Raw genomic sequence first — 26,625 nt, forward strand, 5'->3', positions numbered from 1 at the left:
CGGGCGCCCACCCGCCTACGCCCCCAGCGCCACCACCTGCGCCGCCACCTCCACCGGCGCCTCCAGCGGCAGCATGTGACCCGCGTCCTCCACCACCACCGACTCACCGCCCACCACCGCGGCCAGCTCCTTCGCGTTCGACTCGGGCACCAGCCGGTCCTCGTCGCCCACGATCGCGATCACCGGCCGCTCCCCCGCCACCGTCAGCGCGGCCTCCCGGTCGTAGCGGTCCACGGCCGGGCGGAACAGGGCGATGGTCTCCGGCCAGTGCGCCCACACCATGTCCGCGGTCAGGTCGACGTCCTCCTGCCGCGGCTCGTCGCCGAACAGCCACCAGCGCAGGCCCGCGGTCTTGGCGGGCTCGATCTTCTCCCGGATGGTGCGCACCAGCGGACCGAACGCCCGCTCCAGCTCGCGCACCAGCTTGCCCAGCGCCTTCGGCCACGCCAGCGACGTCTCGGCCAGGCCGGTCGAGGCGGTGGACACGAACACCACGCCCGCCACCCGCTGCCGGTACAGGCGGGGCCGCCGCTCGGCCATCGCCATCGCCGCCATGCCGCCCATCGAGTGACCGACGACCACCACCCGCCCGTGCGGCACGAGCCGCTCGACCAGCTGACCGAGGTCATCGCCGAGCTGCTCGATCGTCGCGGTCGCCTTGGTCGCGGGCGACGACGCGCCGTGACCCCGGTGGTCGTAGGCGATGACCTGCACGGACTCGGGCAGGGCCGCCACCACGCGGTGCCAGCTGCGGTGGTCCAGCGCGTAGCCGTGCGCCAGCACGGCGGTCAGCTCGGCCCCGGGCGGACCGCTGCGCACCACGTTCAGCTCGGCCCCGTCCTCCAGCAGCAACCGCTCGGTCGCCATGCCGCCACCCCTTCCGTCGCCAGTCTTGCTTAACCAACGAGTAGGTAAGCGGTTCGTCACGCCCCGGGCGGTTCCCGGGCCGGCGGAGCAGGGCCGGGCACCCCGTGGACGGGGTCAGCGCCTCCACACCCCCTTCCTCCCCGGCCCCTGGAGCCGGTCCGCGACCGACTGCGCGCTGGAGCACGGGGTCCACGACGGAGCGGTCGATGACCGCGCCGGAAGCGCCCGGGAGCGGTTCACCGCTCGGTGACGCACGAGATCCAGTACTCGCCGCCCTCGTGGTGCACGCCGTGGGTCTCGCTGGCGAACCCGGGGAACCGCTGGTCGAACGCCTCCAGCACGCGCAGGTAGCGGAGCAGCGGACCGTCCGGTGAGCCGACGCGCTCGCCGGGCACCAGCACCGGGATGCCGGGCGGCGTGGTCGTGACCTGGGTGGCCACCACGCGGTCGGCCAGGTCGGGCAAGCCGACGAGTTCGGTCTCGCCGCGGATGAAGCGCTGGTAGGCCTCCGCCGGCGTCATCACCGCCGTGGGCGGCGTGGGGCTGGTGAACGCCTCGTTGAGCAGCTGCACGACCTTGCTGTCGGCGAGGGCGTGGTGCATCTCCTCGCACAGCCGCGGCAGCGTCAGCCCCCGGTACCGCCCGGGGTGGGCCTTCACCAGGTCCGGCAGCACCTCGCCCAGCGGGGCGTCGGCGTCGTGGAGCTGCTTGAAATCGGTGAGCGCGTCGAGCAGCGTGCCCCACTTGCCCTTCGTGATGCCCATGGAGAACAGCACGAGGAACGTGTAGACGTCGGTCTTCTCCACCACGATCCGCCGGGTCTCCAGGTACGCCGTCACCACCCGGGCCGGGATCCCGAACGCGGACACGTCGCCGAGCGCGTCGACGCCGGGGCACGTGATCGTCACCTTGACCGGGTCGAGCAGGCAGAAGCCGGGCTCCAGCCCGGGGAAGCCGTGCCACTCGGCATCCGGCTCCAGCGTCCAGCAGCGCGGGTCGGTGCGCAGCAGGTCGAGCGGCGCCTCGTGGAACGGGATCCGCTCGTCGGTGACCTCGGTCGGCTGCCACGCGCCGAAGAACCACGGCGGCCGGTCGCCCGCCTCCGCCAGCCGCTTGCCGAGCCGGATCACCGCCTGCCGGAACCGGACCGCCTCGGTGATGGCCTCGGTGGTCAGCCAGTTCCCGGCCGGGCCGTCCATCATGCCCGCCGCGACGTCGCACGAGGCGATCATCGGGTACAGCGGCGACGTGGTGCCGTGCATCATGTACGTCTCGTTGAACCGGGACCGGTCGAACGGCGCCTTCCCGCCGGACTTCACGTGGATCATCGCGGACTGGGACAGCGCGGCCAGCAGCTTGTGCGAGGAGTGGGTGGCGAACACGGTCGGGCGCTGCTCGGCCGGCAGCCCGCCGTCGGCGGTCGCCATGCCGTAGCGGCCCGCGTAGAGCGGGTTGAACCGGCCGTAGGCGAACCACGCCTCGTCGAAGTGCAGGGTGCGGGTCGACGCGCCCAGCAGCTCGGTCACCCGGGCCGTGTCGTAGCAGAGGCCGTCGTAGGTGGAGTTCGTGATGACCGCGTAGGACGGTTCCGCGCGCACCGCGCCCGCCGCGATCGGGGTGCGCTCGACCTGCTCGCGCACCGCGTCCGCGGTCAGCCGGTGCTGCGGGATGGGGCCGGTGATCCCGTAGCCGTTGCGGGTGGGCACCAGGTAGACGGGGCGCGCGCCGGTGAGGGTGACGCCGTGGTTGATCGCCTTGTGGCAGTTGCGGTCCAGCAGGGTGATCTCGTCGGTGGCCACCGCGCTGTGGATGATCATCCGGTTGGACGTCGACGTGCCGTGCAGCACGAAGTAGGTCTCGTCGGCGCCGAAGATGCGCGCGGCGTTGCGCTCGGCCTCGCCGACCGGGCCGGTGTGCTCGAACAGCGAGCCGAGCTCGCCGACCGACACCGAGATGTCGGTGCGGAACAGGCGTTCGCCGAAGTAGTCGAAGAACGCCCGCCCGACCGGCGACTTGAGGAACGCGATGCCGCCCGCGTGGGCCGGGGTGTGCCACGAGTACGGGTGGGTGTCGTCGAACCGGCGCAGTTCGCGGAAGAACGGCGGCAGGACGTGGTCGAGGTACTGGCGCGCGGCGAAGTCGATCCGCCCCGCGATGAAGTCGGGCGTGTCCTCCAGCAGCCAGATCCAGCCGTTGATGACCTCGGAGACCCACAGCGGCGTCTCGTCGCTGTAGTCGCCGGTGGTCAGCAGGAACACCGGCAGCCGCGAGGAGAACCGGTCCAGCAGCATCCGCAGCACGCCACCCCGGACGGCCGGGCCGGCGCCGGAGGGCTGGAGCGGGCCGCCGACCAGTTCCCAGCTCACCACGGCGGCGGCGAGGTCGGCCTGGGCGGTGATCGCGGAGGCGGCGTCGGCGGTGGAGTGCACGACCATCACCTCGTGCCCGCACTCGCGCAGGTGCGCGCAGACCTGCGCCACCTTCGCCGCCGGCACGGTGTTGTCCTCCGCCGCGCGCTCGGTGGCGATGAGGATCGTGGACCCGGTCACGGAATCAGCTCCCTCGCGTGAAGTGTTCGCCCAGCGTAGGAAGCGGCGAGGGCGCACAGCGGCCCCGTCACCGGGACGTGGAACCCCCTCCACCCGGCCGTGTGATGTTCAGCGCACGGGGCCCATCGGCGACCCGGTCAGCACGCGCCCTTCGCGCCGAGCACGCGTCGCGCGCCCTCGTCGACGCGGGCGAGGGGCAGGGAGCCCGAGGCCACCGACGCCTCCAGGTGGTCGAGCACCTCGCCCGTGCGACCGCCGGAGGACCACAGGGCGATGTCCGCGCCCGCCGCCAGCGCCTGCCGCACCGCCTCGGGCAGGTCGACCAGGTCGGTCACCGCGCGCATCGCGCCCAGGTCGTCGGTCATCGCCGGGCCGGTGAAGCCGAACTCGCCGCGCAGCAGGCCGTACGCCTCGGCGCTCAGCGTCGCCGGGCGGCCGCCGGTGAGGCCGGGCACGTCGATGTGGCCGAGCATCACCACGACCCGCCCGTAGCGGTCGATGTCGTGGTAGGGCACCAGGTCGGTCTGGCGCAGCGCCTCCAGCGGCGGGGAGGTCACCGCGCCCTGGTGCGAGTCGCCGCTGGTGTTGCCGTGGCCGGGGAAGTGCTTGAGCACCGGGGTGACGCCCGCCTCGTGCAGCCCTTCGGCGAACGCCTGGGCGTAGGCGGCGGTGACCGCGGGGTCGGGGCTGAAGGAGCGGTCGCCGATGACGGTGCGGTCCGGCTGGCCGCTGGTGTCCACCACGGGTGCGAGGTCCATGCTCACGCCTCGCGCGCGCAACGCCCGCGCCCGGTCGCGCGCGACGGCGCGCACCTGGTCCGGCGACATGCCCTCGGCCATCCGCCGGGCGCTGGGCAGGGACCCGTCGAGCGCGTCGACCCGCTGCACGCGGCCGCCCTCGTCGTCGACGGCGACCACCAGCGGCAACGTCGCCGCCGCGCGCACCGCGTCCAGGCCGCCGGTCAGCAGGCCGGTGTCCTCGCCGCCGATGAAGATGCCGCCCACCTGCTCGGCCTGGACCACCCGCAGCGCGTCCGCGGCGCCGCGCGGGTCGACGCCGACCATGAGCAGCTGGGCCAGCCGCGCCCGCAGGGGCAGGGCCGCGGCCTTCACCGCGCACGGGTCGGGCGCGGGGGCGGGTTCGGCGGTGTGCCGCGAGGACGGGGGTGCGGACGAGGAGGTGCCCGCCGGCGCGGCCACGGGACGTCCGGCCACGGGGGCGCCGGGGTCGTGCAGCAGCGCCGCGAGCAGCGCGCCGACGGCCGTGAACACCAGCAATGCCCTCGTCCTGGCGTTCGGGCCGCCGTGGTGCCTGCTCGGCCGCTCGGTCCGCACGGCACCAACGTACTTGACGTGCTCCCGGTGCCGCAGGTCGGGATTCCGGGCCGGGACGGGTGGGCTCGTTCTCGTGCGGTGGGGTTGGGCTGCGGGTGGCGGGGTGCCAGGCTGGGGTTTCCGGTCGTGCGCGCGGCAGGAGGTGTCCGGAGTGGCGGGAACCGGGGCGGGGCAGCCGTGTGATCCGACGGGCGGCGGGTCGCGATCCACCTCGAACGCGGTGTCCGGGGACGTGACCGGCGCGGTGGTGCAGGTCGGTGTGCTGCACGGCGGCGTGCACCTGCACCCGTCCCCTCCGCTCGCGACACCGCGCCAGCTGCCGGCCGCGCGGGCGCCGTTCGTCGGGCGCGTGGCCGAGCTGGTCGAGCTGGACCGCGCCCTGACCGCGCCCGCGGGCGGGTCGGTGACGGTCGTGGTCTCGGCGATCGGCGGGGTGGGAGGGGTCGGCAAGACCTGGTTGGCGCTGGAGTGGGCGAACCGGCGCCTCGACCGGTTCCCCGACGGGCAGTTGTTCGTCGACCTGCGGGGCTTCAGCCCCGCGAGTGGGCCGGTGGCCCCGGCGGACGCGTTGCGCGGGTTCCTGACCGCCCTGGGCGCGGACCCCGGTCGGTTGCCGGGCGACCTCGACGCGTTGGCGGGGCTGTACCGCAGCCTGGTCGCCGCCAAGCGGGTGCTGGTCGTGCTGGACAACGCCGCCGACGTCGAGCAGGTCGTGCCGCTGCTGCCCGGCGGCGCCTCGTGCGCGGTGCTGGTGACCAGCCGCCGCCGGCTCACCGGCTTGGTCGTCGGGCACGGCGCGCGTCCCCTGTCGTTGGACGTGCTCACCACCGACGAGGCCCACGCCCTGCTGGTGAGCGCGCTGGGCGCCGGGCGCGTCGCGGCCGAGCACCGGGCAGCCCGGGAACTGATCGAGTTGTGCGGCGGGTTCCCGCTGGTCCTGGCCCTGGTGGTGGCTCGCGCCCGGCTGCGCTCGTCCTTGCGGGAGATCGTCGCCGAGCTGTCCGAGTTCGGCCTGGACGCGCTGGACGACGATCCCACCACCAGCCTGCCCGCGGTGCTGTCGTGGTCGCTGCGCCACCTCACCGACGAGCAGCGCACGGTGTTCGCCCTGCTCGGGGCCGCCCCCGGTCCCGACATCGGCCTGCCCGCCGCCGCCTGCCTCGCCGGGCTGGCGCCGGCGCGCACGCGCAAGGCGCTCCAGGCCCTGGAGGACGCCTCCCTGGTCGACCACCGCGCGGACAACCGGTACGCGATGCACGACCTGGTCCGCGCCTGCGCGGGAACCGTGCCCGAACCCGGTCGGCAGGCCGCGCTGGAGCGGGTGGTGGACTTCTACCTGCACACCGCCCACGCCGCCGACCGCCTCCTGGACCCGCACACCGACCCGATCCCGCCGGATCCCCCCTCGCCGGGTGTCCTCCCCCGCCCGCCGGCCGACCAACCGGCCGCGATGGCCTGGCTGGAGGCCGAGCACACCAACCTGATCGCCGCGCAGCGCACCGCCGCCGCTCACCACCGCCACCGCGCCGCCTGGCACCTGGCGTGGAACCTGACCACCTTCCACTGGCGGCGGGGCCACCTCCACGACGACCTGGCCGTGTGGCGGGTCGCGCTCGACGCCGCCGAGCACCTGTCCGACCCCGCCATCAGCATCCGGACCCTCCGGAGCCTCGGCAGCGCCCACTCCTGGCTGGAGCACCACGAGGAGGCCGTCGAGCACCTGTGCCGGGCGCTCGCCCTGGCCGAGCACCACCACGACATCCCCCAGCAAGCCGTCACCCACAACGAACTCGTGCACGCGTGGGAGCGGCGAGGGGACGACCACAAGGCCTTGGAGCACGCCCGGCGCACCTTGGAACTCCACCGCGCGCTGGGCAACCCGGTGCGGGAAGCCATGGCGCTCAACGCGGTGGGCTGGTGCGCCGCCCGCACGGGCGACCACGACACCGCCCGCGAGCACTGCCGGGCCGCCCTCGCCCTGCACCGTCGCCACCACGAACCCGGTGGCGAGGCCGACACCCTGAACAGCCTGGGCTGGATCGACCACCACACCGGCCGCCACCACCGGGCCATCCGCCACTACCGACAGGCCATCGCCCTGTACCGCGCCCTCGGGCACACCTACTACCTCGCCGACACGCTCGACGCCCTCGGCCGTGCCCACGCCGCGCTCGCTCGGCGTGATCCGGCCCGCACGGCGTGGCGGGAAGCGCTGGGCCTGTACCGGGAACAGGGCCGTGGCGCCGACGTCGAGCGCGTCCAACGCCAACTCGACGACCTGGACGCCAACCCGACCAATGTCAACTCCTGACTCACCGCCCCTAGCCGTGCCGGCTGTTTGAGCAGGTCAAGCCTCACCTGATCATTGGTCCTGGCGGCTCTGGCCGCCAGTGAGGCCCTTCCGGGGCCGGTTCCGCGTGAGGCTCAGCACTAGTCGTACCTGTCCTGGTTGAGGAAGCGGGCGAAGCCGCGCCACGAGTTGGGTCCCATCACACCGTCGACGGGTCCGGTGTAGCCCCATCGGGCGGCCAGGCGCTGCGCTGCGGCCCACGTGCCGACGCCCGGCGCCCCGTCGATCGGACCGGTGTAGCCATAGGCCCGCAGTGCGCGCTGCATGGCCGCGTAGGTGTTGGCGCCGGGCACGCCGTCGATCGGGCCGGTGTAGCCGGCCTCCAGCCGCAGCCAGTTCTGCGCCCGCTGCCAGAACACCGCGCCGGGCACGCCGTCCTGCTCGGTGGAGGTCTTGGGCAGTCCGCCGCCGATGCCGGCGAGGTAGGTGAGCGGGTTGATGCGGGCGCCGCCCGGGTCGATCATGTGCCAGTGCACGTGCGGGCCGGTGGACGAGCCCGAGCCCGGCGCGCCGGGTTGCCCGCCGGACAGGCCGACGACGCCTCCCGTGCCCACGCGCGCTCCGTTGGCCAGCAGGAACCGCGACAGGTGCATGTACTGCGTGCGGTAGCCGTTGTCGTGGCGGATGGTGACGGTGTGGCCGCCGGTGCCGTTGTCCGGTGTGTTGGTCACCACGCCGCCGCCCGCGGCGGGCAGGCTGGTGCCCACGGCCATGCCGTAGTCGATGCCGCCCAGCGACCCGCGGGACCGGTGCTGTTCCCAGGTGCCGGTGATCCGGTAAGCGGTGAACGGGTTGTAGAAGCTCGCGGCGCTCGCGCCACCGGGCGTGACCAGGCCGCCGGCGACGGCGAGCCCCGCGCCGGACAGGAGGGTCCTCCTGCTGATGCCACCACCGTCGTCCATCGGCTGCCTCCCGCGTGAAGTGCGTCGCAGCAGAACGTAGCGATGTGGTGACGTTGCGGTGTGGGCTGTTCGACCGACGGCCTTCCGGGGCAGCCCGGTGGCGCGTCCGGCCCATCGGCGACCAACATTAGTTCGCTAGGCTAATGTTTCGGGCGTGAAGCGCCCCGTCGGACTCGTCATCGCCGTGCTCAGCCTGTGCGGGACCGTCGTGTCGCTCATGCAGACGCTCGTGGTCCCGCTGCTGCCCGAGCTGCCCGCCCTGCTCGACACCACCGCCGACAACGCGTCGTGGCTGGTCACCATCACGCTGCTGACCAGCGCGGTGGCCACGCCGATCCTGTCCAAGGTCGCCGACATGATGGGCAAGCGGCTGGTCATGGCCCTCGCCCTGGGCGTGCTGGTGGTCGGTTCGGTGGTGTGCGCGCTGAGCGGTTCGCTGGGCGGCATGATGGTCGGCCGCGCCCTCCAGGGCTTCGCGCCGGCCCTGATCCCGGTGGGCATCAGCATCATGCGCGACGAGCTGCCGAAGGAGCGGGTCGGCGCGGCCGTGGCGCTGATGAGCGCCACGCTGGGCATCGGCGCGGCGGCGGGGCTGCCGCTGGGCGGCGTGATCGCCACCGCGCTGGACTGGCACTCGCTGTTCTGGGTCTCGGCCGGGATGGGCGCGGTGATGCTGGCCGCGGTGCTGCTGGTCGTGCCGGAGTCCTCGGTGCGCAGCCCCGGGCGCTTCGACCTGGTGGGCGCGGTGCTGCTGTCGGTGGCGCTGACCAGCCTGCTGCTGGCGATCTCGAAGGGCTCGGCGTGGGGGTGGACCAGCCGCTCCACCCTGCTGTGCCTGGGGGTCGCGGTGCTGGGGTTCGCCGTGGCCGCGCCGTGGGAGCTGCGGGTGGGCAACCCGCTGGTCGACCTGCGCACCTCGGCCCGTCGCCCGGTGCTGCTGACCAACGTGGCGTCGCTGCTCGCGGGCTTCGCGATGTACGCCAACCTGCTGGTCAGCACTCAGGAGCTCCAGCTGCCCGAGGTGACCGGTGTCGGTTTCGGCCTGTCGCCGACCGCGGCCGGCCTCGCGATGCTCCCCGGCGGCCTGGTCATGGTCCTGCTGGCGCCGGTCTCGGCCGCGGTCACCCGCCGCTACGGCGCCCGGGTCACGCTGATGGCCGGTTCGCTGGTGATGGCGGTCGGCTACGGCATGCGCGCCCTGCTCACCGGGCAGCTGTGGCAGCTGGTCACCGGGACCACGGTCATCTCGGTCGGCACGGCCATCGCGTTCGCCGCCATGCCGATCCTGGTGATGCGCTTCGTGCCGATCACCGAGACCGCCGCCGCCAACGGCCTCAACACCCTGGTGCGCTCGATCGGCACGTCCTCCTCCAGCGCCGTGGTCGCCGCCGTCCTGACCGCGGGCGCGGTCACCACGGCCGGGGTGGTCGCGCCGACCGCCACCGCGTTCGCGCTGGTCTCCTGGATCGCGGCCGCGGCGGCGGTGCTGGCCGCCCTGCTGGCCACCGCCCTGCCCGGCCGCGAGGTGACCTCGGTCCCCTCCCCCGCCCGCGACGAGACCGAGGAGGTCGTGGCGCGCGGCGAGGTCGTCACGCCCGACGGCCACCCGGTGCGGTTGGCCGTGGTCACCGTGCTGACCGTGCGCGGCCGGCGGGTCGACTGGGCCCGCACCGACCACACCGGCACGTGGTCGGCGGCCCTGCCGGGTCCGGACCGCTACCTGGTGGTGTGCTCGGCGGACGGCTGGTCGCCCCGGTCCGAGGTGCTCGACCTGGGCGCGGGCCGGCCGCGGCGGATCGTGCTGTGCGACCGGCGGGAACTGGTCGGCGTGGTGCGCCACGGCGGTGCGGCGGTGGCCGACGCCCTGGTCACCCTCACCAGCCCGGCCGGCGAGACCGCCGAGCACGCGCGCACCGACCGGCAGGGCCGCTACGCGCTGCCGCTGCCGCCGCTGGGCGGCTACATCCTGACCGTGCTGCCGCCGGGTTCCGAGGTCGCCCACGCCACCGACGTCGTGGTCACCCCGCAGCGCCGCACCGTGGACCTCGACCTGCCCGTGGCCTGAGCCCGCCCCGGACGTCCGTCCACCTATGATCAACCGGGTGGTCACCATCGCCGATGTCGCGCGCGCGGCGGGCGTCTCGCCCAGCACCGTGTCCTACGTGCTGTCCGGCAAGCGCACGATCTCGGAGACGACGCGGCGCAAGGTGCACCGCAGCATCCGCAAGCTGGGCTACCGCCCCAACGCGGGCGCGCGGGCGCTGGCGAGCAGCCGCACCAACGTGATCGCGCTCGTCGCGCCCCTGCGCACGGACCTGAACGTGCCCGTGGTCATGCAGTTCGTCGGCGCCACCGCCGCCGCGGCCCGCGCCCACGACCACGACGTGCTGCTGCTGACCGCGGACGAGGGCGCGGAGGGGCTGGACCGCGTCGCGGCCTCGGCCCTGGCCGACGCGATCCTGGTGATGGACGTGGAGGCGACCGAGCCGCGGGTGCCGGTGCTGCGGTCGCTGGAGCGGCCCGCGGTGCTCATCGGGGTTCCCGACGACTGCGCGGGGCTGACCTGCGTGGACCTGGACTTCACCGCGGCCGGCGCGGCGTGCGTGACCCACCTGGCCGACCTCGGCCACCGGCACGTCGCCCTGATCGGCCCGTCCCCGGCCGTCTACCGGCGCGGTACGAGCTACGCGGGCCGGTTCCTGCGCGGTTTCGAGCGGGAGGCGGCGGACCGCGGCGTGCGGGCCGCCGCGCTGGCGTGCGTGCCCACCTACGACGGGCTGCGCGACTGCCTGGACGACCTGTTCGCCCGCCGGCCGGCGGTGACCGGGCTGGTGGTGCACAACGAGGCCGTGCTCGGGCCGCTGCTGTCGGAGCTGGCCCGGCACGACCGGCGGGTGCCGCTGGACGTCTCGGTGCTCGCCGTGTGCCCGCCGGACCTGGCCCGCTCCCACGAGGTGCCGCTGACCTCGGTGGACATCCCGGCGGCCGAGCTGGGCGAGTTGGCCGTCGAGCTGGCGATGCGCCAGCTCGACGGCCACGCCGAGCCCGAGGTGCGGTTGCTGCCGCCGCGGTTGGAGGTCCGGGGCAGCACCGGCCCGCCGGCGGCGACCCGGTAGGCCTGCCGGCGCGCCGTCACCAGGACGAACACCGCCAGAACCGCAGCCGAGAACGCCACGACCGGGGCGAGACGAAGCCACGGGGTCAGCAACCACACTCTGATCCGCTTGACTTTCGATAGGTTCCTAGCGATATTCGATAGGTGAACGCGAATCGTCCCCAGTGGGGCCTGCCGCTGGGCGGAGACCCCGTGAAGTACCTGCTCGCCTTCCTCGCCCTCGCGGTCGGAGTCGCCGCCGTGGTGCTCGGAGGGGCCGACGACTCGCCCGGCCTCCAGTTCATCGGGCTCGTGATCGTCCTGTGCGTGGTCGGGCACGGCGTGCGGACCGCGCGGCGCGGCGGGTAGCGCGCCTCAGCGGTCCGCACCGGTCCGGTGGTTGCCCAGGGTCACCAGGCGCACCGGTCCGGGACCGCCCCTCAGCTGTTCGGTGGCGATCACGGCGAAGGTGAGCGTGTTGTGCTCGGCCAGCACCCCCTCGGGGAGCACGAAATCGCGCTGGGGGCTCAGCCCGCCCAGGTACTGGCCCATGTTCCAGCCGTTGACGAAGATCAGCACCCGGTGGTCGCGCGGGGGCTCGCCCTCGAACCGCAGGCCCACCGACACGTCGTGCCCGCGCGGCAGGTCCAGCCGGAACTCGGTGCGGTACCAGGACACCCCGGGTTCCGCCACGGCCGGCGGCGCGGACCAGCCCCGGCCGCCACCGGGCAGGTGCCAGCCCTCGCGCTCGCCGAGCAGGCCGCCGGTGTTCATCGGGCCGCGTTCGCCGTCGTTCGGGCGCGAGCCGCGGACCTCCCACGAGATCGGCGCGCCCGAGCCCTGCACCACCACGCCGAACAGGCCGCGGGGCTGCTTGTGGCGGACGTCGTCGGCGGTCCAGTCGTCGTTGTGGCCCATGTTGCCCACCAGGACCGTCAGCGTCGCCTGCCGCCCGGCGGTGAGCAGCCCCTCCGGCACCGCGAAGTCGCCGCGCCCGGGATCGGGGTTCACCGGTTCCGCGTCGGACTCCGTGCCGCCGGCGGCGGAGCCGAGGTACCGGCCGTTGAGCCACACCAGGTACTGGCCGCGCCTGCCGGTGATCGCGTTGACCGAGACCACCCGCTCGGTCCCGGTGGCGGTGAACCGGCCCCGGTACCAGGTGTTGCCCTGGTGGAAGCCGTAGTCGTCGGAGTAGAGCACGGGCAGGGTCTTGGGCTTGATCGGGCTCGCGGTGGTCGTCCGGTCGGCCGTGACCCAGCCGGACCCGCCCGCGCCCGGCGGCTCGGCGCGGTGCCGCCAGTCGGTCAGCTCGGGCAGGCGCACGGGCTCGGGTCCGGGCAGCGAGCCCAGCAGCGACCCGCTGGCCGTGCGGCGCACGTGCACGGTCCGCCCGCCGACGCTGAGCCGGCCGACCGGGGCGAACACCTCCACCTCGTCCGCCCGGTCGGTGTCGGCGCGCAGCACCAGTCGGTCGCCGACCACCGCCGCGGACCGGGCCAGGGAGGTGCCGCGGACCAGCACCGGTCCCCGCCCGGTGTCCAGCCGCCAGAACCGCGCGGCGGTCTCGTCGGTGCCCAGCAGGAGCAGCAGCGGCGGCCGGCCGGCGCCGGAGACCAGCACGCGGGCCAGGCCGGAGTGGGTGTAGTCCAGCCTCAGGTCGCCGCCCGAGTAGGAGGCGCGCACCGCGCCGTCGAGCACCCGCACGGTCGGCTCCGAGGCGTAGCGCAGCACCGTGGAGCCCTGCTCGCCGTCCCGGCCGTAGAGCACGGCCACGTCGCGACCGGACACCTCGACGTGGGTGAGGATCTCGGAGTTCGACCACACCAGGCGCTGGCCGCCCAGGTCGTAGCCCGCCACCAGCACCTTGGCGTCCCGCCCGTTCACCCGCACGGGCACCCGGTAGCGGCCGTCCGGCGTCGACCAGTCCAGTTCGGTGGCCACGTCGGCGGTCGTGCGCCGGTCGGGGTGGCGGACCAGGACGAACTGCGTGCCGGTGTCCGGGTTGGACCGGGCCCGCGTGAACACCGCCGGGTCGGCGGGCACGGGCGCGGGCGCCGGGTCGGTCTTCGCCAGCGGCGCGACCGTGGTCGTGAAGTAGCCCTGGCGCTTGAACTCGTCGTACTTCGGCGTGAGCTGCCGGGACTCGGTGATCGCCGCGCCGTAGTCGTACGAGGTGTAGACGTCGTTGGGCTGCGGCAGCCAGCCCCAGGACGTGCCGCCGTAGGCCATGTAGTAGCCGAACATGGTCGCGCCGCTCTCGATCACGTTCGACTTGTAGAACACCTTCATGAAGTCCGGCCCGGTCAGGTCGCGGCACGCGTCGTACCCGGCGTCGTGCAGGTCGATCGCGCCGGCCTGGTACTCCGCGGCGTAGACCGGCCCGTCGTCGCGCAGCCTGCGGGTCACGCCCGCGCCCTGCCCCCACGCGTCGGGCGCGCGGCAGTCGAAGCCGACCGGGTAGTCGTCCACGCCCGGGATCTGCACCGCGCCCGGTCCGGAGGACCAGTTGGCCAGGTCGCCGTCGCAGCAGTTGTTGTGCACGATCGGCACGTCGATGCCGGCCGCCCTGGCCTGGTCCTGGAGGTCCTGCATGTAGGCGGTGTCGACGTTGACCGCGTACTCGTTCTCCACGTTGTAGGCGATCACCGGGCCGCCGCGGGTGACCTGGTGGCGGGCGATGATCGGGTTGAGGCGCCCCAGCCAGTCCCGGTAGGCGGCGGTGTAGTCGGGATCGCTGGAACGCGCCCGGCCGTCCAGGTCCTTCAGCCACGCCGGGAACCCGCCGCCGCTGGTCTCGGCGTTGATGTACGGCCCCGGCCGGGCCACCACGTACAGGCCCAGTTCGTCGGCGATCCTCAGCAGCCGGTCCACGTCCCGCACGCCGGTGAAGTCGTAGGAGCCCGGCGCGGGCGAGTGGTAGCCCCAGTGGAAGTACAGGGACACGCCGTTGAAGCCGGCGGCGCGGATCTTCTCCAGCACGTCCCGCCACAGCCGAGGGCTGGGCAGCCGGAAGTAGTGGAACTCCCCCGACCACAGCACGACCCGCTCGCCGTCCACGGACAGCGAGTGCCGGTCGTAGGTCACCTCGTGGCCGCCCGAGGCGGTCGCCGGCGAGGCAGCGGGCGAGAGCAGCGAGGCCAGCAGCACGACCACGACCCCCAGCGCCCTCATCGGATCCCCTCCACGGTCACCGCGCTGCCCCCGGCGTCGACCAGCACCCCGTCCGGGTGCGGGTGCGCCGTCCCGCCGCCGACGAGGTCCACCGACCGCGCGCCGACCAGCAGCAGCCGCCACCGCGCCGGCGCGCCCTCCACCTCGACCCACATCCGGTCGCCGCGCTTGACCACCCGGAAGGTCGCGCCGCCGACCACCGTCGTGTGCCTGCCGTCGGCCAGCCCGTAGGCCCGCAGCGTGACGCCCTCGGCGTAGTCGTAGTCGGGCCGGTCCTCGACGGCGCCCACCGGCAGCACGGTGTCCGGGCGCACCAGCAGCGGCACGGTCAGGAAGTCGCAGCGCTCCCGCACCCAGCGCGGACCCTCCACGACCTGCCCGGTGAGCAGGTGCGTCCACGTGCCCCCGGGCACGTAGTAGGACACGTCGCCGTCGTCGGAGAACACCGGCGCGACCAGCAGCGCGTCACCGAGCATGTACTGCCGCTCCAGGTGGGCGCAGCCGGGGTCGTCGGGGAACTCCAGGGCCATCGCCCGCATCACCGGCACGCCCTCGTTCGCGGCCTGCCGGGCGGCCCGGTCCAGGTACGGCATCAGGCTCAGCTTCAGCCTGGTGAACCGGCGCAGCACCTCGACGGCCTCCTCGTCGAACAGCCACGGCACCCGGTAGGAGCCGCTGCCGTGCAACCTGCTGTGCGAGGACAGCAGGCCGAACGCGGTCCACCGCTTGAACAGCGGCGCCGACGGGGTGCCCTCGAAGCCCCCGATGTCGTGGCTCCAGAACCCGAACCCGGACAGGCCGAGCGACAGGCCGCCGCGCAGGCTCTCCGCCATCGACTCGTAGGTCGCCTCGCAATCGCCGCCCCAGTGCACCGGGAACTGCTGCGAGCCGACCGTGGCCGAGCGGGCGAACACCACGGCCTCGTCGTCACCGCGCCGCTTGCGCAGCACCTCGAACACGGTCCGGTTGTAGAGGTAGGTGTAGTAGTTGTGCATCCGCTCCGGGTCGGAGCCGTCGTGGTAGACCACGTCGGTGGGGACGCGCTCGCCGAAGTCGGTCTTGAAGCAGTCCACCCCCTGGGCGAGCAGGGCGTCCAGCTTGGCCGCGTACCAGGCGCGGGCGGCGGGGTTGGTGAAGTCCACCAGCGCCATGCCGGGCTGCCACAGGTCCCACTGCCACACCCCGCCGTCGGGCCTGCGCAGCAGGTAGCCGCCCGCGACGCCCTCGGCGAACAGCGGCGAGCGCTGCGCGATGTAGGGGTTGATCCACAGCGAGACCTTCAGGCCCTTGTCGTGCAGCCGCTCCAGCATGCCGACCGGGTCGGGGAACGTGCGCGGGTCCCACTCGAAGTCGCACCAGTGGTACTCGCGCATCCAGAAGCAGTCGAAGTGGAACACGCTCAGCGGCAGGTCGCGCTCCGCCATGCCGTCGATGAACCCCGACACCGTCTCCTCGTCGTAGGAGGTGGTGAACGAGGTGGACAGCCACAGGCCGTAGGACCACGCGGGCGGCAGCGCGGGCCGGCCGGTGAGCGCCGTGTACTTGCGCAGGACGTCCTTCGGCGTGGGGCCGTAGATCAGGAAGTACTCCAGCGACTGCCCCTCGACGCTGAACTGGACCCGGGACACCGCCTCCGAGCCGACCTCGAACGACACCCGGCCCGGGTGGTTGACGAACACCCCGTACCCGGCGTTGGTGAGGAAGAACGGCACGTTCTTGTAGGCCTGCTCGCTGCTGGTGCCGCCGTCGGCGTTCCAGACGTCCACCGCCTGCCCGTTGCGCACCAGCGGCCCGAACCGCTCGCCGAGCCCGTAGACCACGTCGCCGACGCCCAGGACCAGCTGCTCGCGCACGTGGTGGCGGCCCTCGGCGGTCATGAGGCCGATGCCCTTGGCACGGCTGCTGGTCAGGGTGCGCCCGGCGGCGGTGAAGTCCACCCGCCACTCCTCGCCGCGCAGCACCCGCACCGACAGCGCGCCGGAGGTCAGCTCCACGCCGGCGTCGTCGTCGACGACCTTGGCCTCGTGCGCGGGGTCGGTCGCCACCTCGAACGCCGGTCCCCCGTCCGCGCCGCCCGCGAAGTGCGTGATGGACACGCCGACCACGTCCGGCGCGGGCGCGGTCAGGCCCACGGTGACCAGCGGTCCCTTGAGCGTGTCGCCGCGGTGCCGGACGGGCTGGGTGGGCGCGTGCACGACCACCTCGCCGTCGCCCGCGGTGACGTCGTGCACCTGGACCGGGTAGGCGCCCTCGACGCCCGGACGCAGCAGCCAGTACCCGTCGGTGAACTTCAATTGACCGCTCCTGCCGTGATGCCGCGGGTCAACGCGCGTTGGAAGAGGAGGAAGAACGCGATGGCCGGCACGACGCCCAGCAGCGCGGAGGCGCTGGTCGTGGTGGCGTCCATCATCCGCTGGCCCTGGAGCACGCCCAGCGCCACCGGCACGGTCTGGTTCTCGTTGGAGATCAGCAGCACCAGCGGCAGGAAGAACTCGTTCCAGGTCCAGATGAAGAAGAACACGAACAGCACCCCCAGCGTCGGCCTGCTGACCGGCACCACGACCCGCAGCAGGACCTGCCACTTGTTCGCGCCGTCGAGGCGCGCCGCCTCCAGCAGCTCGCGGGGGAACCCGCCCAGCGTCGAGGTGAGCAGGTAGGTGCCGAAGGACGCCTGGATCACGGTGAACACGACGACCACGGCCGTCTTGGTGTCGTAGAGCCCGATCTCGTTGGTCAGGAAGTACAGCGGGTAGACCAGGGCTTCCTGCGGCAGCGTGTTGGCGATCAGGAACACCACCAGGATCCACAGCCTGCCGCGCACCCGGCCGATGCCCAGCGCGTAGGCGTTGCACACCGACACGACGACCGCGAGCACCGCCACCGACCCGCTGATCACCACGCTGTTGAGCAGCTTCTCGCCGAAGTCGACGCGCTCCCAGAAGGCGATGACGCCGTCCAGGGAGACCTCGCCGGGCAGGCCGAGCGGACCGCCGGCGGCGTAGTCCTCGGGCGTCTTGACCGCGTTGAGCGCCACGAGCGCGAACGGCACGAGCATCACCGCGGCCAGCAGGACCACCGACCACAGCACCGCGTGCCGCCTCACCGGTCCTCGCCCCGCTGCTGCACGCGCAGGAACACCGCCGTGAGGACCAGCACGAGCACCGTCAGCACGGTGGCGATCGCCGCGCCGTAGCCGACCCTGGTCTTCTCGAAGAAGTTCTGGAACGAGTAGTACGACGGGACGTTGGTCGCGCCGCCGGGCCCTCCCCTGGTCAGCACGTAGATCGGGGCGAACACCTTGAGCGCGGCGATGGTGCAGGTCAGCAGCACGACGAAGATCTCGGGGCGCAGCTGCGGCACGGTGACGTGCCGGAACCGGCGCCACCAGGAGGCGCCGTCCAGCTCGGCCGCCTCGTGCAGCGACGGGTCGATCCGCCGCATCCCGGCCATGAACACCACCACGGGGTAGCCGACCTGGATCCACAGCAGCACGCCCATGACCGTCCACAGCGCCAGGTCCGGGTCGCCCAACCAGTTGCGCGCCAACGACTCCAGGCCGACCGCGCGCAGCACCTCGTTGAGCGCGCCGTCGCGCGGCGCCAGCACCCAGCTCCACACGATCCCGGCGACCGCGATGGGCAGCACCTGCGGCAGGTAGACGCACGCCCGCAGCACGCTCGCCGCACGCGGGCCGAAGTGCCTGGCGACGTGATCGAACAGGACCGCGGCGATGAGCAGCCCGGCCAGGGTCGGCAGGATCGCCATGGCCACGACCAGGCCGACGTTGTGCCGGAACGACGCCCAGAACACCCCGTCGGACAGCAGCCGCCGGTAGTTCTCGGCGCCGACCCACACCGGGTCGCCCGCGCCGGACCACTCGGTGAGGCTGATGCCGACGTTCATGCCGAACGGCACGAGGACCACCGCGAGCAGCAGCAGGGCCCCGGGCAGCAGGAACAGCAGGTAGGACCCGCGGTCGCGGACCGCGGCGGCAACCGGGCTCATCCGCCGACGCCCGCCAGGTTCTCCTCGTAGTAGTCGGCCAGCTCGGTGAGCACGTCGTGCGGCTGGACCTCGCCGGTGATGAGCTTCTGCACCGCGGTGACCTGCGCGTCGTAGAAGCCGGGCACCGGCCAGTCCGGGTAGAACGCCAACCGGTCGTCGGCGCTGAGCGCGCGGAAGCCCTCGTTGAGGGCGGCCACCCCGGGGTCGGCCGCCGGCGCGTCGCCGGGGGCGAGCGCGACGCCGCCGGAGTCGCGCAGCAGGTCCTGGACGGGCTGCGACAGGGTGATCTCGATGAAGTCGTAGGCCAGTTCCTTGTTCTTCGCGCCCGCCGGCACGACCCACAGGTTGCCGCCGGACCCGGCGGTCATGCCGGGCCACGGCGCGGTGGCCCACTCGAAGTCCTTGATCTGGGAGCGCAGCCGGCCGTACCACCAGCTTCCGCTGATCATGATCGGGTGCCTGCCCTGCGTGAACGACAGGCCCATGTCCTCGGCCTTGAGGCCCGCGGACTCCTCGTCGAGGTAGCCCTCGCGCAGCCACGCGGCGAAGGTCTCCACGGCGTGCGACCAGGTGCGGTCGTGGAAGTCCACCTTCCCGGTGTAGCGCTGGAACCGGTCGACCCAGTCGCGGTCGGCCCTGGTCAGCGCGAGCTGGTAGAGCAGCTGGGCGGCGGGGTACTCGGCGCCGCCGACGGCCAGCGGCGTGACCCCCTCGGCGGCGAACCGCGCCATCGCGGCGGTCAGCTCCTCCAGCGTGGTGGGCGCGGCCAGCCCACGCTGGTCGAACATGGTCTTGTTGTAGTAGACCACCACGTACTCGGCGTAGTTGGGGACGCCGTACCACTTGCCCGAGCCCATGACGCCGCGCTCGTCGTAGCGGGAGGTGACGTCGGCGCCGGTTCCCACCGCGCGGTCCCAGCCGCGTTCGGCGACCTCGTCGCTCAGGTCGGTCAGCAGGCCCTGCTTGGACAGCAGGCCGGTGGTGGCGTTGCCCTTGTTGTACTCCATGAGGTCGGGGGCGTCGGAGGAGTTGAGGACCATCGGCGCGGTCTTCTGGACCTGCTCGAAGCCCTTCTCCTCGAACTCGACCGTCACGCCGGGGTGGGACGCCTCGAACCGCTTGATCGCCTCGGCCCAGGCGATGCCCATCGCGCTGTCGGGCCCCTCGTAGTGCCACAGCGTCAGCGTGTCGGGGTCGCCGGCGTCGTCGGAGCCACCGCACCCCGCCGCCACCGTCAGGGCCGCCACCAGGACGACCAGGAGTTTTGCGCGCATGAGGTCCCCTCCGCCGCGGGGACGCCGCCGAGCCCCCTCGTCATCGAAGCGCTTCGACTTCGCACGGTAGGGGTCGCACGAGGGGAAAACAACAGGCCAGCCGGGTGAAAGCTTCGGCGGACGATGCTTCCCGGCTGCCGCACCGGTTCATGACCGGGTGCGGGATGATGGGGCGGTGGCAGGGATCGAGGTGACCGTCGGCCGCGCTGTCGCCCAGGCCGGCGAGAAGCTGTTCGGCATGGCCAGGACGCGCCGGCTGCACCAGGCGCTGCGCCGGGACGCGCGCACGCTGGCGCCGGTCGCGGTCGCGGACGACCTGGTGGCCGAGCTCAGCGGCGAGGAGGTCGCCGGGCTCGACGGCTACCTGCGGTCACCGGCGTTCGAGCAGACCGTGCTCCGCTACGTCGTCGGCTGCACGACGAAGCAGCCGGCCGACGAGCTGCCCGCGTCGATCCGCGAGGAACTCCGCCGGGGGCTGCGCCGGTGGGCCGGGTTGCGCCCGGACCTCCTGCTCACGGCCACCGACGTGGTGTTCGACGCCGTTGTCGTCGGCGCCGACTGGTGCGCGGAGCACCACGGCCGCACCGGGCTCGACGCCGCCTCGGCGGCCGCGACCGCGCACCGGACCGCCGCCGCGGCCGCCGACTCGCGCCTGTTGCACCTCGTGGGCGGGTTGACGAGGATCCACGAGTTCGCGGATCGGCTGCGGGCGCAGGTCGTGTCCGGGCACCGCCACATGCGCCTGCCGCACCTGGGGCAGAACCGCTCGGTCCCCTACGACCAGCTGTACGTGGCCCCGGTGCTCCGCCCGGAGCAGGAGAGCTCGAAAGCCCCGCTGCTCGACGAACTCGTGTTACCGGGGCGGCGGTCGGTGGTGCTGGGCGACCCCGGCGCGGGCAAGTCCACCCTGGTCGCCAAGCTGGCTCACGACATCGCCTCCGACCGGGTGCCCGGCGCCGAGGGGCGGGTGCCGTTCCTCGTGGTCCTGCGCAACTTCACCACCGCCTTCCGCCGGGGCGGCCGCGGCCTGGCGCACCACCTGGAGCAGGTCTGCGCCGATCCCTACAACCTGCCCGCACCACCCCACGCCGTCGAGTACCTGCTGCACGCCGGGCGGGCGGTGGTCCTGCTCGACGGCCTCGACGAACTGGTCAGCCCGGAGCTGCGGCGCAACGTCGTCCAGCTCGTGGACGGCTTCGCGAGCCGGTACCCGGAGGTGCCGGTCATCGTCACCGCGCGGCGGATCGGCTACACCGACGCGCCGCTGGACCGGCACATGTTCACCGTCGGCGTGGTGTCCCCCATGTCGGTCCACCAGGTCCAGGAGTACGCCCACCGGTGGTTCGCGCTGGACACGGCCACCGCGGCGGGCGAGCGCACTTCCACGGCGGCGTCGTTCCTCCGGGAGAGCGGGCAGGTCGCCGAGCTGCGGGCCAACCCGCTGCTGCTGACCCTGCTGTGCGCGATGTACTCCAGCGAGCACTACATCCCGAGCAACCTCGCCCAGGTCTACGAGCGCTGCGCGGTGATGCTGTTCGACCGGTGGGACTCGATGCGCGGCATCGCGGTGCCCATGCAGTTCCAGGGCAGGCTGCGCGGCGCCGTGCAGTACCTGGCCTGGAAGCTGTTCAGCGAGGAGTCGGGCAAGGCCCTGCCCCGGCACCGGATGGTCCGGCTGCTGGTCGAACGCCTGGTGGCGATGAAGTTCGACGAGGACGAGGCGGTCGACACCGCCGAGCGGTTCCTGGAGTTCTGCACCGGCAGGGCCTGGATCCTCACCGACGTCGGCGCCACGAGGACCGAGCCGCGCTACGGCTTCACGCACCGGACGTTCCTGGAGTACTTCGCCGCGGAGCACCTGGTGCGCAACAACCCGGGCGCGGAGCGCCTGTGGTCGGCGCTGCGGCCGCGCGTGCTGGCCGGCGAGTGGGACGTCGTGGCCCAGGTCGTGCTCCAGCTGTTCGACCGGAACGTCGACGGCGGCGTGGAGGAGGTGCTGCGGCTGGTGCTCGCCTCGGGCACGGCGAAGGAGGAGGAAGCCGCGTGGTTGCGCGGGTTCGCCTCCCGGGCCCTCGGCTACACCCAGCCGGCGTACGACGTGATCCACGACATCGCCGCGGTGGCCGTGCGCTCGGCCGTGGCCGGCAGCGTGGAGGACCGGTTCCACTGCTGGGTCGGTGACCGCACGTTCGAGGACATGCGCGCCCGCGACGACGCGCTGCACACCCTCATGCACCAGAGCGCCCCCGGCAACCTGGAGGCGTTGCGCCAGGGCGTCGCCGCGGCGCTGGACTCGGAGCTGCGCGACGGCAACGAATCGGCGTGGCTGCTGCTGTCCTGCCTCGAACGGCACCTCGTCGGCGCGGACCCGCGCCGCGTGCGCGCGTGGGCCGAGGTCCAGGCGCAGCTGTGCGACCGGCACCGGTCGGCGCTGGTCAGGTGGCGCAAGCGCAAGCCCTGGTGGGGCATCGCGGGCAACGCCGACCCGGCGTGGCTGGTGAGGAAGTTCGGTCCGCACGTCCTCTACCTCGCCGACGCCGTGCTCACCGGGTCGCTGCGCGCGTTCGCCGTCCGCCTGGGCGACCTGCACGCGGCGGGGAAGCCGATGGACCTCCCGGACCTGTGCGAGGCGCTGGTGGACGCGCCCCGGCCGTGGGTCGACCCGGCGCGCTGGCACGCGTCCCGCGAACGCGATTTCGCCACGGCCGCGTACCGGCACGGCCACGGCATCGCCGGCTCGTCGTACGGCACGCTGCCCGCCGACGTGCCGGCGCTGGTGTTCCTGCCGTACGCGGAGATGCGCGCCTCCGGCGTGCCGGACCTGCGCCTGCCCGCCCTGCCGGTGGTCGAGCGCCTGGCCGTGGCGCGGGCCGCCGGTGCGCCCCACTCCAAGCTCATGCACTTCATGGACGTCGGCGAGGTCCCGTGGCGGACCCGGGACTTCCTGATCTCCTGGACGCAGGGGAAGGTCAGCGTCCTGCCCGACCGCGCCCGGTGACGCGACCGTCGGGGCGGCGGGTCCGCCACCGGCTCCGGTGACGGACCCACCGCGCCGGGATCAGGCCGTGAGCAGGCTCAACCCGTAGGTGGACAGGATCTCGTTGATCGGCTGGAACCAGGTCCGGCCGCCCGACGAGCAGTTGCCGTAGCCGCCGGACGTGACGCCCTGCGCCTGGTCGCCGGTGATGAACGAGCCGCCCGAGTCGCCGCCCTCCGCGCACACGCTCGTGCCGGTCATCTGGTGCACGGCGCCCTGCGCGTAGTTGATCGTCTCGTTGCGGGACTGGACGACGCCGCAGTGCCAGCGCGTCGTGGAGCCCGAGCGGCACACCGACGTCCCCACCGGGGCCTCCCACGAGCCGCGCACCAGGGCGTCGCTGACCGTGCCCCAGCCGAGCACGACCGGCGCGTTCCACCAGCCGCCGCCCGTGCGCACCCAGGCGTAGTCGTTGCCGGGGAACGAGGAGCCCGCGAACTGGCCCTGCCACGACCGGTCCCAGCCGTAGACCTGGGCGCCCGTGCCGCCGCAGTGCCCGGCCGTGACGTACCCGCCGTGCACCGAGAACCCGATGGAGCACCGCACGTTGCCCGTGTAGTACGGGTCGCCGCCGACCGTGCCCGCCGCGAACGGCACCGGCCGCGTGACGCCCTCGGTGTTGACCCGGATCGGGCCCAGCGCGGCGGCCTCGGCCAGGAACCGGGCCACCTCGCGCGTCTGCGTCCCGGCCTCGACGTTGACCACCACCGCGCCGCTGCGCGGGTCCGGGTGCCAACTGGCCACCGCGGCCGGGGCCTTCCCGGCCTTCGACAGCGCGTCCACCCGGTCCTTCACCCGGTCCAGCTCGGCGGCCGTGCGCTCGACGACCTCGGCCTCGGCCCCGGTGGCGCGCACGCGCCGCGCGGCGGCCTCGTCCGTGACGCCGACGACCAGCACGCCCGCGTCCGCGTCGAACCAGCTGCCGCCGAACGCGTTCCCGGCGGCCCGCCGCGCGTCCGGGACCAGCCGGGTCGCGGTCGCCTCCCGGGCGATCCTGGCGCGGGCCTGCTGCTCGGTCAGGCCGAACGCCTCCCGCATCGAGGTCACCAGGCCCGGGGACAGCGGCTCGGCCTGCGCGGGCGTCGCGACCGCCAGGCCGCTCACCAGCAGGGCGGCCACCGCGCCCACCCTCGTCAACGTTGTCATGAGCACGCCATTCCTCCTCGTCCACAGGGGAGGGCGCGCGGCGAACAGGGATGAGCCACGCGCCCCGAACAGCTTTGAGAGCGCTCTCACCAAACTGGTTCAGACCATGCCAACCCGACGGCCCCCAGTCAATCCCCGCGGCGCGACCGGGCCGATACCGGGCACCGGGCCGGGCCGCGCGCTCCCGCCCGGACCACCGGGCGGGGACCGCGCACTCCCCCGTGGACGACCGGGCGGCTACGACACCCGGACCTCGGGCACGTCGGTGCCGCGCGCCTTCGCGAGGTGCCCGGCCTCCGCCCGCAACGCGCTCATCGAGGGCTTCCGGGCGCCCGGGAACATCGACACGACCACCGCGTCGTCGACCTGCTCCCACACGCCCGTGACCCGGCCGCCGACCACCACGACCGGCGCGATCCAGCCCGCCGCCCGGCTCACCCTCGCGCGGTGCTCGGGCGCGAGGACCCGCGGGTCGTTCGTGCCCGGCCCCAGCACGTACTGGTCGAAGGCGCCGAGCAGCCGCACCGACCTGCTCGGCTCCGCGGTGGCCAGCTCGTCGACGTGCTCGGACAGGGCGAAGGCCTCCTCCCCCTCGACGTCGACCTTGGTCAACCGGTCACCCATGTCGGCGAACCACCGGCGCAGCGGCGTCTTCCGGAGCGCGCCCCGCATCAGCCAGGCGTTGAACGCGTCCGGGGTCGCCGGGCCGTGGGCGCCGAGGTACGCCGCGATCGCGCGGGGCGCGGCCTCGTCCGGGTCGGGGACGCCCCGCCAGCCGGGCGCCAGGTCGCCCGGCCGGGCGAAGGTGACCTTGGCGCCCCGGCTCGGGCCGTGGCAGAGCGCGCCCTGCCACGCGAGGGGCTTGAGCAGCGCGCCCCAGCCGGACCGCAGCCGCGCCTCCAGCTTGGCCAGGCCCGCGTCCGCCGCGACGGCGGCGACCAGCTCGTCACGGGTGAGCACCCGGCCGTCGAGCGCCGACGACACCGCGTCCACGAGCGCCTCGACCTCGGCCGGGGTCGCGCCGAACTCGCGCTGCCAGGGCGGCGAGTGCCACGTGCGGGCGGACGCGGCGAGCGACAGGAAGTCGCCGGCCTCGTCGCCCTTGAGCAGGTGCAGGGTGCCGCGCATCGCCCAGGTCTTGAGCAGCACCCCGTCGGCGAGGCCGCCCTCGACGTCCTCGGGCCTCGGCTCCGCCTGGCGCAGCAGCGCGGTCAGCGCCGCCGACGACTTCACCTGGGCCTGCGCGCCGCACAGCCGGCTGACGACCTCCGCGCCGGGCGCGTCGGTCCGCGGTTCCAGGAACTGACGCCGCAGCCGCCAGGCACGGACCTGGTCCCAGGTGATCGTCACACGCCCTCCCCCTTCGTGCCGGCGGCCGTCAGCAGTCGCGCAGGAACCGGTCCAGCACGCGCACGCCGAACCGCAGCGCGTCCACCGGCACCCGCTCGTCCACCCCGTGGAACAGGGCGGAGAAGTCCAGGTCGGCGGGCAGCTTCAACGGCGCGAACCCGAAGTTGCGGATCCCCAGCTGCTGGAACGACTTGGCGTCCGTGCCGCCGGAGAGCATGTAGGGCAGCACCTTCGCGCCCGGGTCCTCGGCCGAGATCGACGCCACCATCGCGTCCACCAACGCCCCGTCGAACGTCGTCTCCACGGGCGGCAGCCCCAGCCACTCGCGCTCCACCTCGGGCCCGAGCAGCTCGGCCAGCTCCCGGTCGAACGCCTCCTCGCGGCCGGGCAGGATGCGGCAGTCCACCGTGGCCTCGGCCACCGACGGGATCACGTTCGCCTTGTACCCGGCGGACAGCATCGTCGGGTTGGCGGTGTCGCGCAGCGTGGCCCCGATCATCCGCGACAGGCCGCCCAGCTTGCCGATGGCGCCCTCGACGTCGTCCTCGGGGAACTCCAACCCGGTGATCTCCGACACGCCGGCCAGGAACTCCCGCACCGAGGGCGTGAGCACGACCGGGAACCGGTGCTGCCCGAGCTTGGTGACGGCGGCGGCCAGCTTCGCCACGGCGTTGTCGTGGTGGATCATCGACCCGTGGCCCGCGGTGCCCCGGACCCGCAGCTTGAGCCAGCGGATGCCCTTCTCCGCGGTCTCCACCAGGTAGGCCCGCACGTCGTCCTTCAACGTGATCGAGAACCCGCCGACCTCGCTGATGGCCTCCGTGACGCCCTCGAACAGCTCGGGCCGGTTGTCCACGAGCCACTTGGCGCCCCAGATACCGCCCGCCTCCTCGTCGGCGAGGAACGCGAACACGATGTCCCGGGGCGGCACGACGCCGTCGCGCTTGAACCGCCGCGCCACGGCCAGCGCCATCGCGCACATGTCCTTCATGTCGACCGCGCCGCGCCCCCACACGTACCCGTCCTCGACCGCGCCGGAGAACGGGTGCACGGACCACTCGGAGGCGTCCGCGGGCACCACGTCGAGGTGACCGTGCACCAGCAACGCCCCCCGACTCGGATCGGCGCCCTGGAGCCGCGCGATGACGTTGCCGCGCCCCTTGGCCCCCGACTCGACGTAGGTCGTCTCGTACCCGACCTCGGAGAGCTTCTCCGCCACCCACTCGGCGGCGGCCCGTTCACCCACCAGGGTGGCGGCGTCCCCGGTGTTGGTGGTGTCGATCCTGATCAGCTCGCTGGCCAGCGACACGACCTCGTCCTGCGCGAGCCGCAGCCCGTCTGCCTCGTTACTCACCAGGTCTTCCTACCACCACCAGCGGACCCATCCCGGCAACACCTCCACCCCACCGGAGTGACCCCGATTGAGGGATCCCAGCCCTCAACCCCCCAATCCCCTAACTCAGAGCAATCGAAACCCCCCAATGAGTAACATCAACAACGGGGTTAGCACCCGATGTGGTGAGGCAGCCCCCGAACCTAACGTTGG

Annotated in this window: 17 protein-coding genes; 5 read left to right on the plus strand and 12 right to left on the minus strand. The window is 73.4% G+C overall.

Annotated elements, in window-relative coordinates; translation table 11 throughout:
* Positions 1–15: 15 nt before the first annotated feature.
* The 3 genes from ABD223_RS19525 to ABD223_RS19535 all read right to left on the minus strand — a co-directional run bounded on the left by ABD223_RS19525 (position 16) and on the right by ABD223_RS19535 (position 4,750).
* Complete coding sequence (locus ABD223_RS19525) at positions 16–867, minus strand: alpha/beta fold hydrolase (RefSeq protein ID WP_344037730.1); 852 nt, start codon at positions 865–867, stop codon at positions 16–18.
* A 236-nt stretch (positions 868–1,103) separates the two neighbouring features.
* Positions 1,104–3,416: an Orn/Lys/Arg family decarboxylase gene (locus tag ABD223_RS19530; RefSeq protein ID WP_344037731.1), complete on the minus strand. Its 2,313-nt coding sequence runs from the start codon at positions 3,414–3,416 to the stop codon at positions 1,104–1,106.
* Between the two features lie 137 nt (positions 3,417–3,553).
* Positions 3,554–4,750, minus strand: a complete 1,197-nt coding sequence (locus ABD223_RS19535; RefSeq protein ID WP_344037732.1) for a glycoside hydrolase family 3 N-terminal domain-containing protein — start codon at positions 4,748–4,750, stop codon at positions 3,554–3,556.
* Positions 4,751–4,970: 220 nt separating this feature from the next.
* On the opposite strand from ABD223_RS19535, the gene ABD223_RS19540 reads away from it, so the two are divergent.
* Positions 4,971–7,061 (plus strand): ATP-binding protein, encoded by a 2,091-nt coding sequence (locus tag ABD223_RS19540; RefSeq protein WP_344037733.1) that lies wholly within the window; start codon positions 4,971–4,973, stop codon positions 7,059–7,061.
* 119 nt (positions 7,062–7,180) lie between these two features.
* On the opposite strand, the gene ABD223_RS19545 is transcribed toward ABD223_RS19540, so the two are convergent.
* Positions 7,181–8,002 (minus strand): M23 family metallopeptidase, encoded by an 822-nt coding sequence (locus tag ABD223_RS19545; protein WP_344037734.1) that lies wholly within the window; start codon positions 8,000–8,002, stop codon positions 7,181–7,183.
* A 154-nt stretch (positions 8,003–8,156) separates the two neighbouring features.
* Between ABD223_RS19545 and ABD223_RS19550 the strand changes: the two genes are divergently transcribed.
* The 3 genes from ABD223_RS19550 to ABD223_RS19560 all read left to right on the plus strand — a co-directional run bounded on the left by ABD223_RS19550 (position 8,157) and on the right by ABD223_RS19560 (position 11,465).
* Entirely contained in the window at positions 8,157–10,067 is a 1,911-nt protein-coding gene (locus ABD223_RS19550; protein ID WP_344037735.1) for an MFS transporter, read from the plus strand.
* 37 nt (positions 10,068–10,104) lie between these two features.
* Positions 10,105–11,118 (plus strand): LacI family DNA-binding transcriptional regulator, encoded by a 1,014-nt coding sequence (locus ABD223_RS19555; RefSeq protein WP_344037736.1) that lies wholly within the window; start codon positions 10,105–10,107, stop codon positions 11,116–11,118.
* Positions 11,119–11,261: 143 nt separating this feature from the next.
* Entirely contained in the window at positions 11,262–11,465 is a 204-nt protein-coding gene (locus ABD223_RS19560) for a hypothetical protein (RefSeq protein ID WP_344037737.1), read from the plus strand.
* A gap of 6 nt (positions 11,466–11,471) precedes the next feature.
* On the opposite strand, the gene ABD223_RS19565 is transcribed toward ABD223_RS19560, so the two are convergent.
* The 5 genes from ABD223_RS19565 to ABD223_RS19585 are packed head-to-tail and all read right to left on the minus strand — an operon-like array spanning position 11,472 to position 19,546.
* Complete coding sequence (locus ABD223_RS19565) at positions 11,472–14,267, minus strand: beta-galactosidase (RefSeq protein WP_344037738.1); 2,796 nt, start codon at positions 14,265–14,267, stop codon at positions 11,472–11,474.
* A complete protein-coding gene (gene yicI / locus ABD223_RS19570) occupies positions 14,264–16,561 on the minus strand; it encodes an alpha-xylosidase (protein ID WP_344037739.1) in 2,298 nt (765 codons plus the stop codon). The genes ABD223_RS19565 and yicI overlap by 4 nt, the downstream gene beginning before the upstream one ends.
* Positions 16,558–17,370, minus strand: a complete 813-nt coding sequence (locus ABD223_RS19575; protein ID WP_344037740.1) for a carbohydrate ABC transporter permease — start codon at positions 17,368–17,370, stop codon at positions 16,558–16,560. The genes yicI and ABD223_RS19575 overlap by 4 nt, the downstream gene beginning before the upstream one ends.
* Positions 17,367–18,272, minus strand: a complete 906-nt coding sequence (locus tag ABD223_RS19580) for a carbohydrate ABC transporter permease (protein ID WP_344037741.1) — start codon at positions 18,270–18,272, stop codon at positions 17,367–17,369. Before ABD223_RS19580 ends, ABD223_RS19575 begins: the two co-directional genes overlap by 4 nt.
* Positions 18,269–19,546 (minus strand): ABC transporter substrate-binding protein, encoded by a 1,278-nt coding sequence (locus ABD223_RS19585; RefSeq protein WP_344037742.1) that lies wholly within the window; start codon positions 19,544–19,546, stop codon positions 18,269–18,271. Before ABD223_RS19585 ends, ABD223_RS19580 begins: the two co-directional genes overlap by 4 nt.
* Before the next feature lie 175 nt (positions 19,547–19,721).
* Between ABD223_RS19585 and ABD223_RS19590 the strand changes: the two genes are divergently transcribed.
* Entirely contained in the window at positions 19,722–22,544 is a 2,823-nt protein-coding gene (locus tag ABD223_RS19590) for an NACHT domain-containing protein (protein WP_344037743.1), read from the plus strand.
* Between the two features lie 60 nt (positions 22,545–22,604).
* Here the strand turns inward: ABD223_RS19590 and ABD223_RS19595 are convergent, their stop codons facing one another.
* The 3 genes from ABD223_RS19595 to ABD223_RS19605 form a co-directional block, all read right to left on the minus strand.
* Entirely contained in the window at positions 22,605–23,729 is a 1,125-nt protein-coding gene (locus ABD223_RS19595) for a S1 family peptidase (RefSeq protein ID WP_344037744.1), read from the minus strand.
* A gap of 237 nt (positions 23,730–23,966) precedes the next feature.
* A complete protein-coding gene (locus ABD223_RS19600; RefSeq protein WP_344037745.1) occupies positions 23,967–25,079 on the minus strand; it encodes a DNA glycosylase AlkZ-like family protein in 1,113 nt (370 codons plus the stop codon).
* 28 nt (positions 25,080–25,107) lie between these two features.
* Positions 25,108–26,433 carry a M20/M25/M40 family metallo-hydrolase gene (locus ABD223_RS19605; protein ID WP_344037746.1) on the minus strand — a complete coding sequence of 442 codons (1,326 nt, stop codon included), beginning with the start codon at positions 26,431–26,433 and terminating at the stop codon, positions 25,108–25,110.
* Positions 26,434–26,625 lie beyond the last annotated feature (192 nt).

The sequence above is a fragment of the Saccharothrix xinjiangensis genome, from assembly GCF_039527585.1.
Lineage (GTDB): Bacteria > Actinomycetota > Actinomycetes > Mycobacteriales > Pseudonocardiaceae > Actinosynnema > Actinosynnema xinjiangensis.

Coding starts and splice junctions, on each gene's coding strand:
- ABD223_RS19525 (WP_344037730.1), bottom strand. CDS start 867: ATGGCGACCGAGCGGTTGCTGCTGGAGGACGGGGCCGAGCTGAACGTG.
- ABD223_RS19545 (WP_344037734.1), bottom strand. CDS start 8,002: ATGGACGACGGTGGTGGCATCAGCAGGAGGACCCTCCTGTCCGGCGCG.
- ABD223_RS19565 (WP_344037738.1), bottom strand. CDS start 14,267: ATGAGGGCGCTGGGGGTCGTGGTCGTGCTGCTGGCCTCGCTGCTCTCG.
- ABD223_RS19580 (WP_344037741.1), bottom strand. CDS start 18,272: ATGAGCCCGGTTGCCGCCGCGGTCCGCGACCGCGGGTCCTACCTGCTG.
- ABD223_RS19585 (WP_344037742.1), bottom strand. CDS start 19,546: ATGCGCGCAAAACTCCTGGTCGTCCTGGTGGCGGCCCTGACGGTGGCG.
- ABD223_RS19595 (WP_344037744.1), bottom strand. CDS start 23,729: ATGACAACGTTGACGAGGGTGGGCGCGGTGGCCGCCCTGCTGGTGAGC.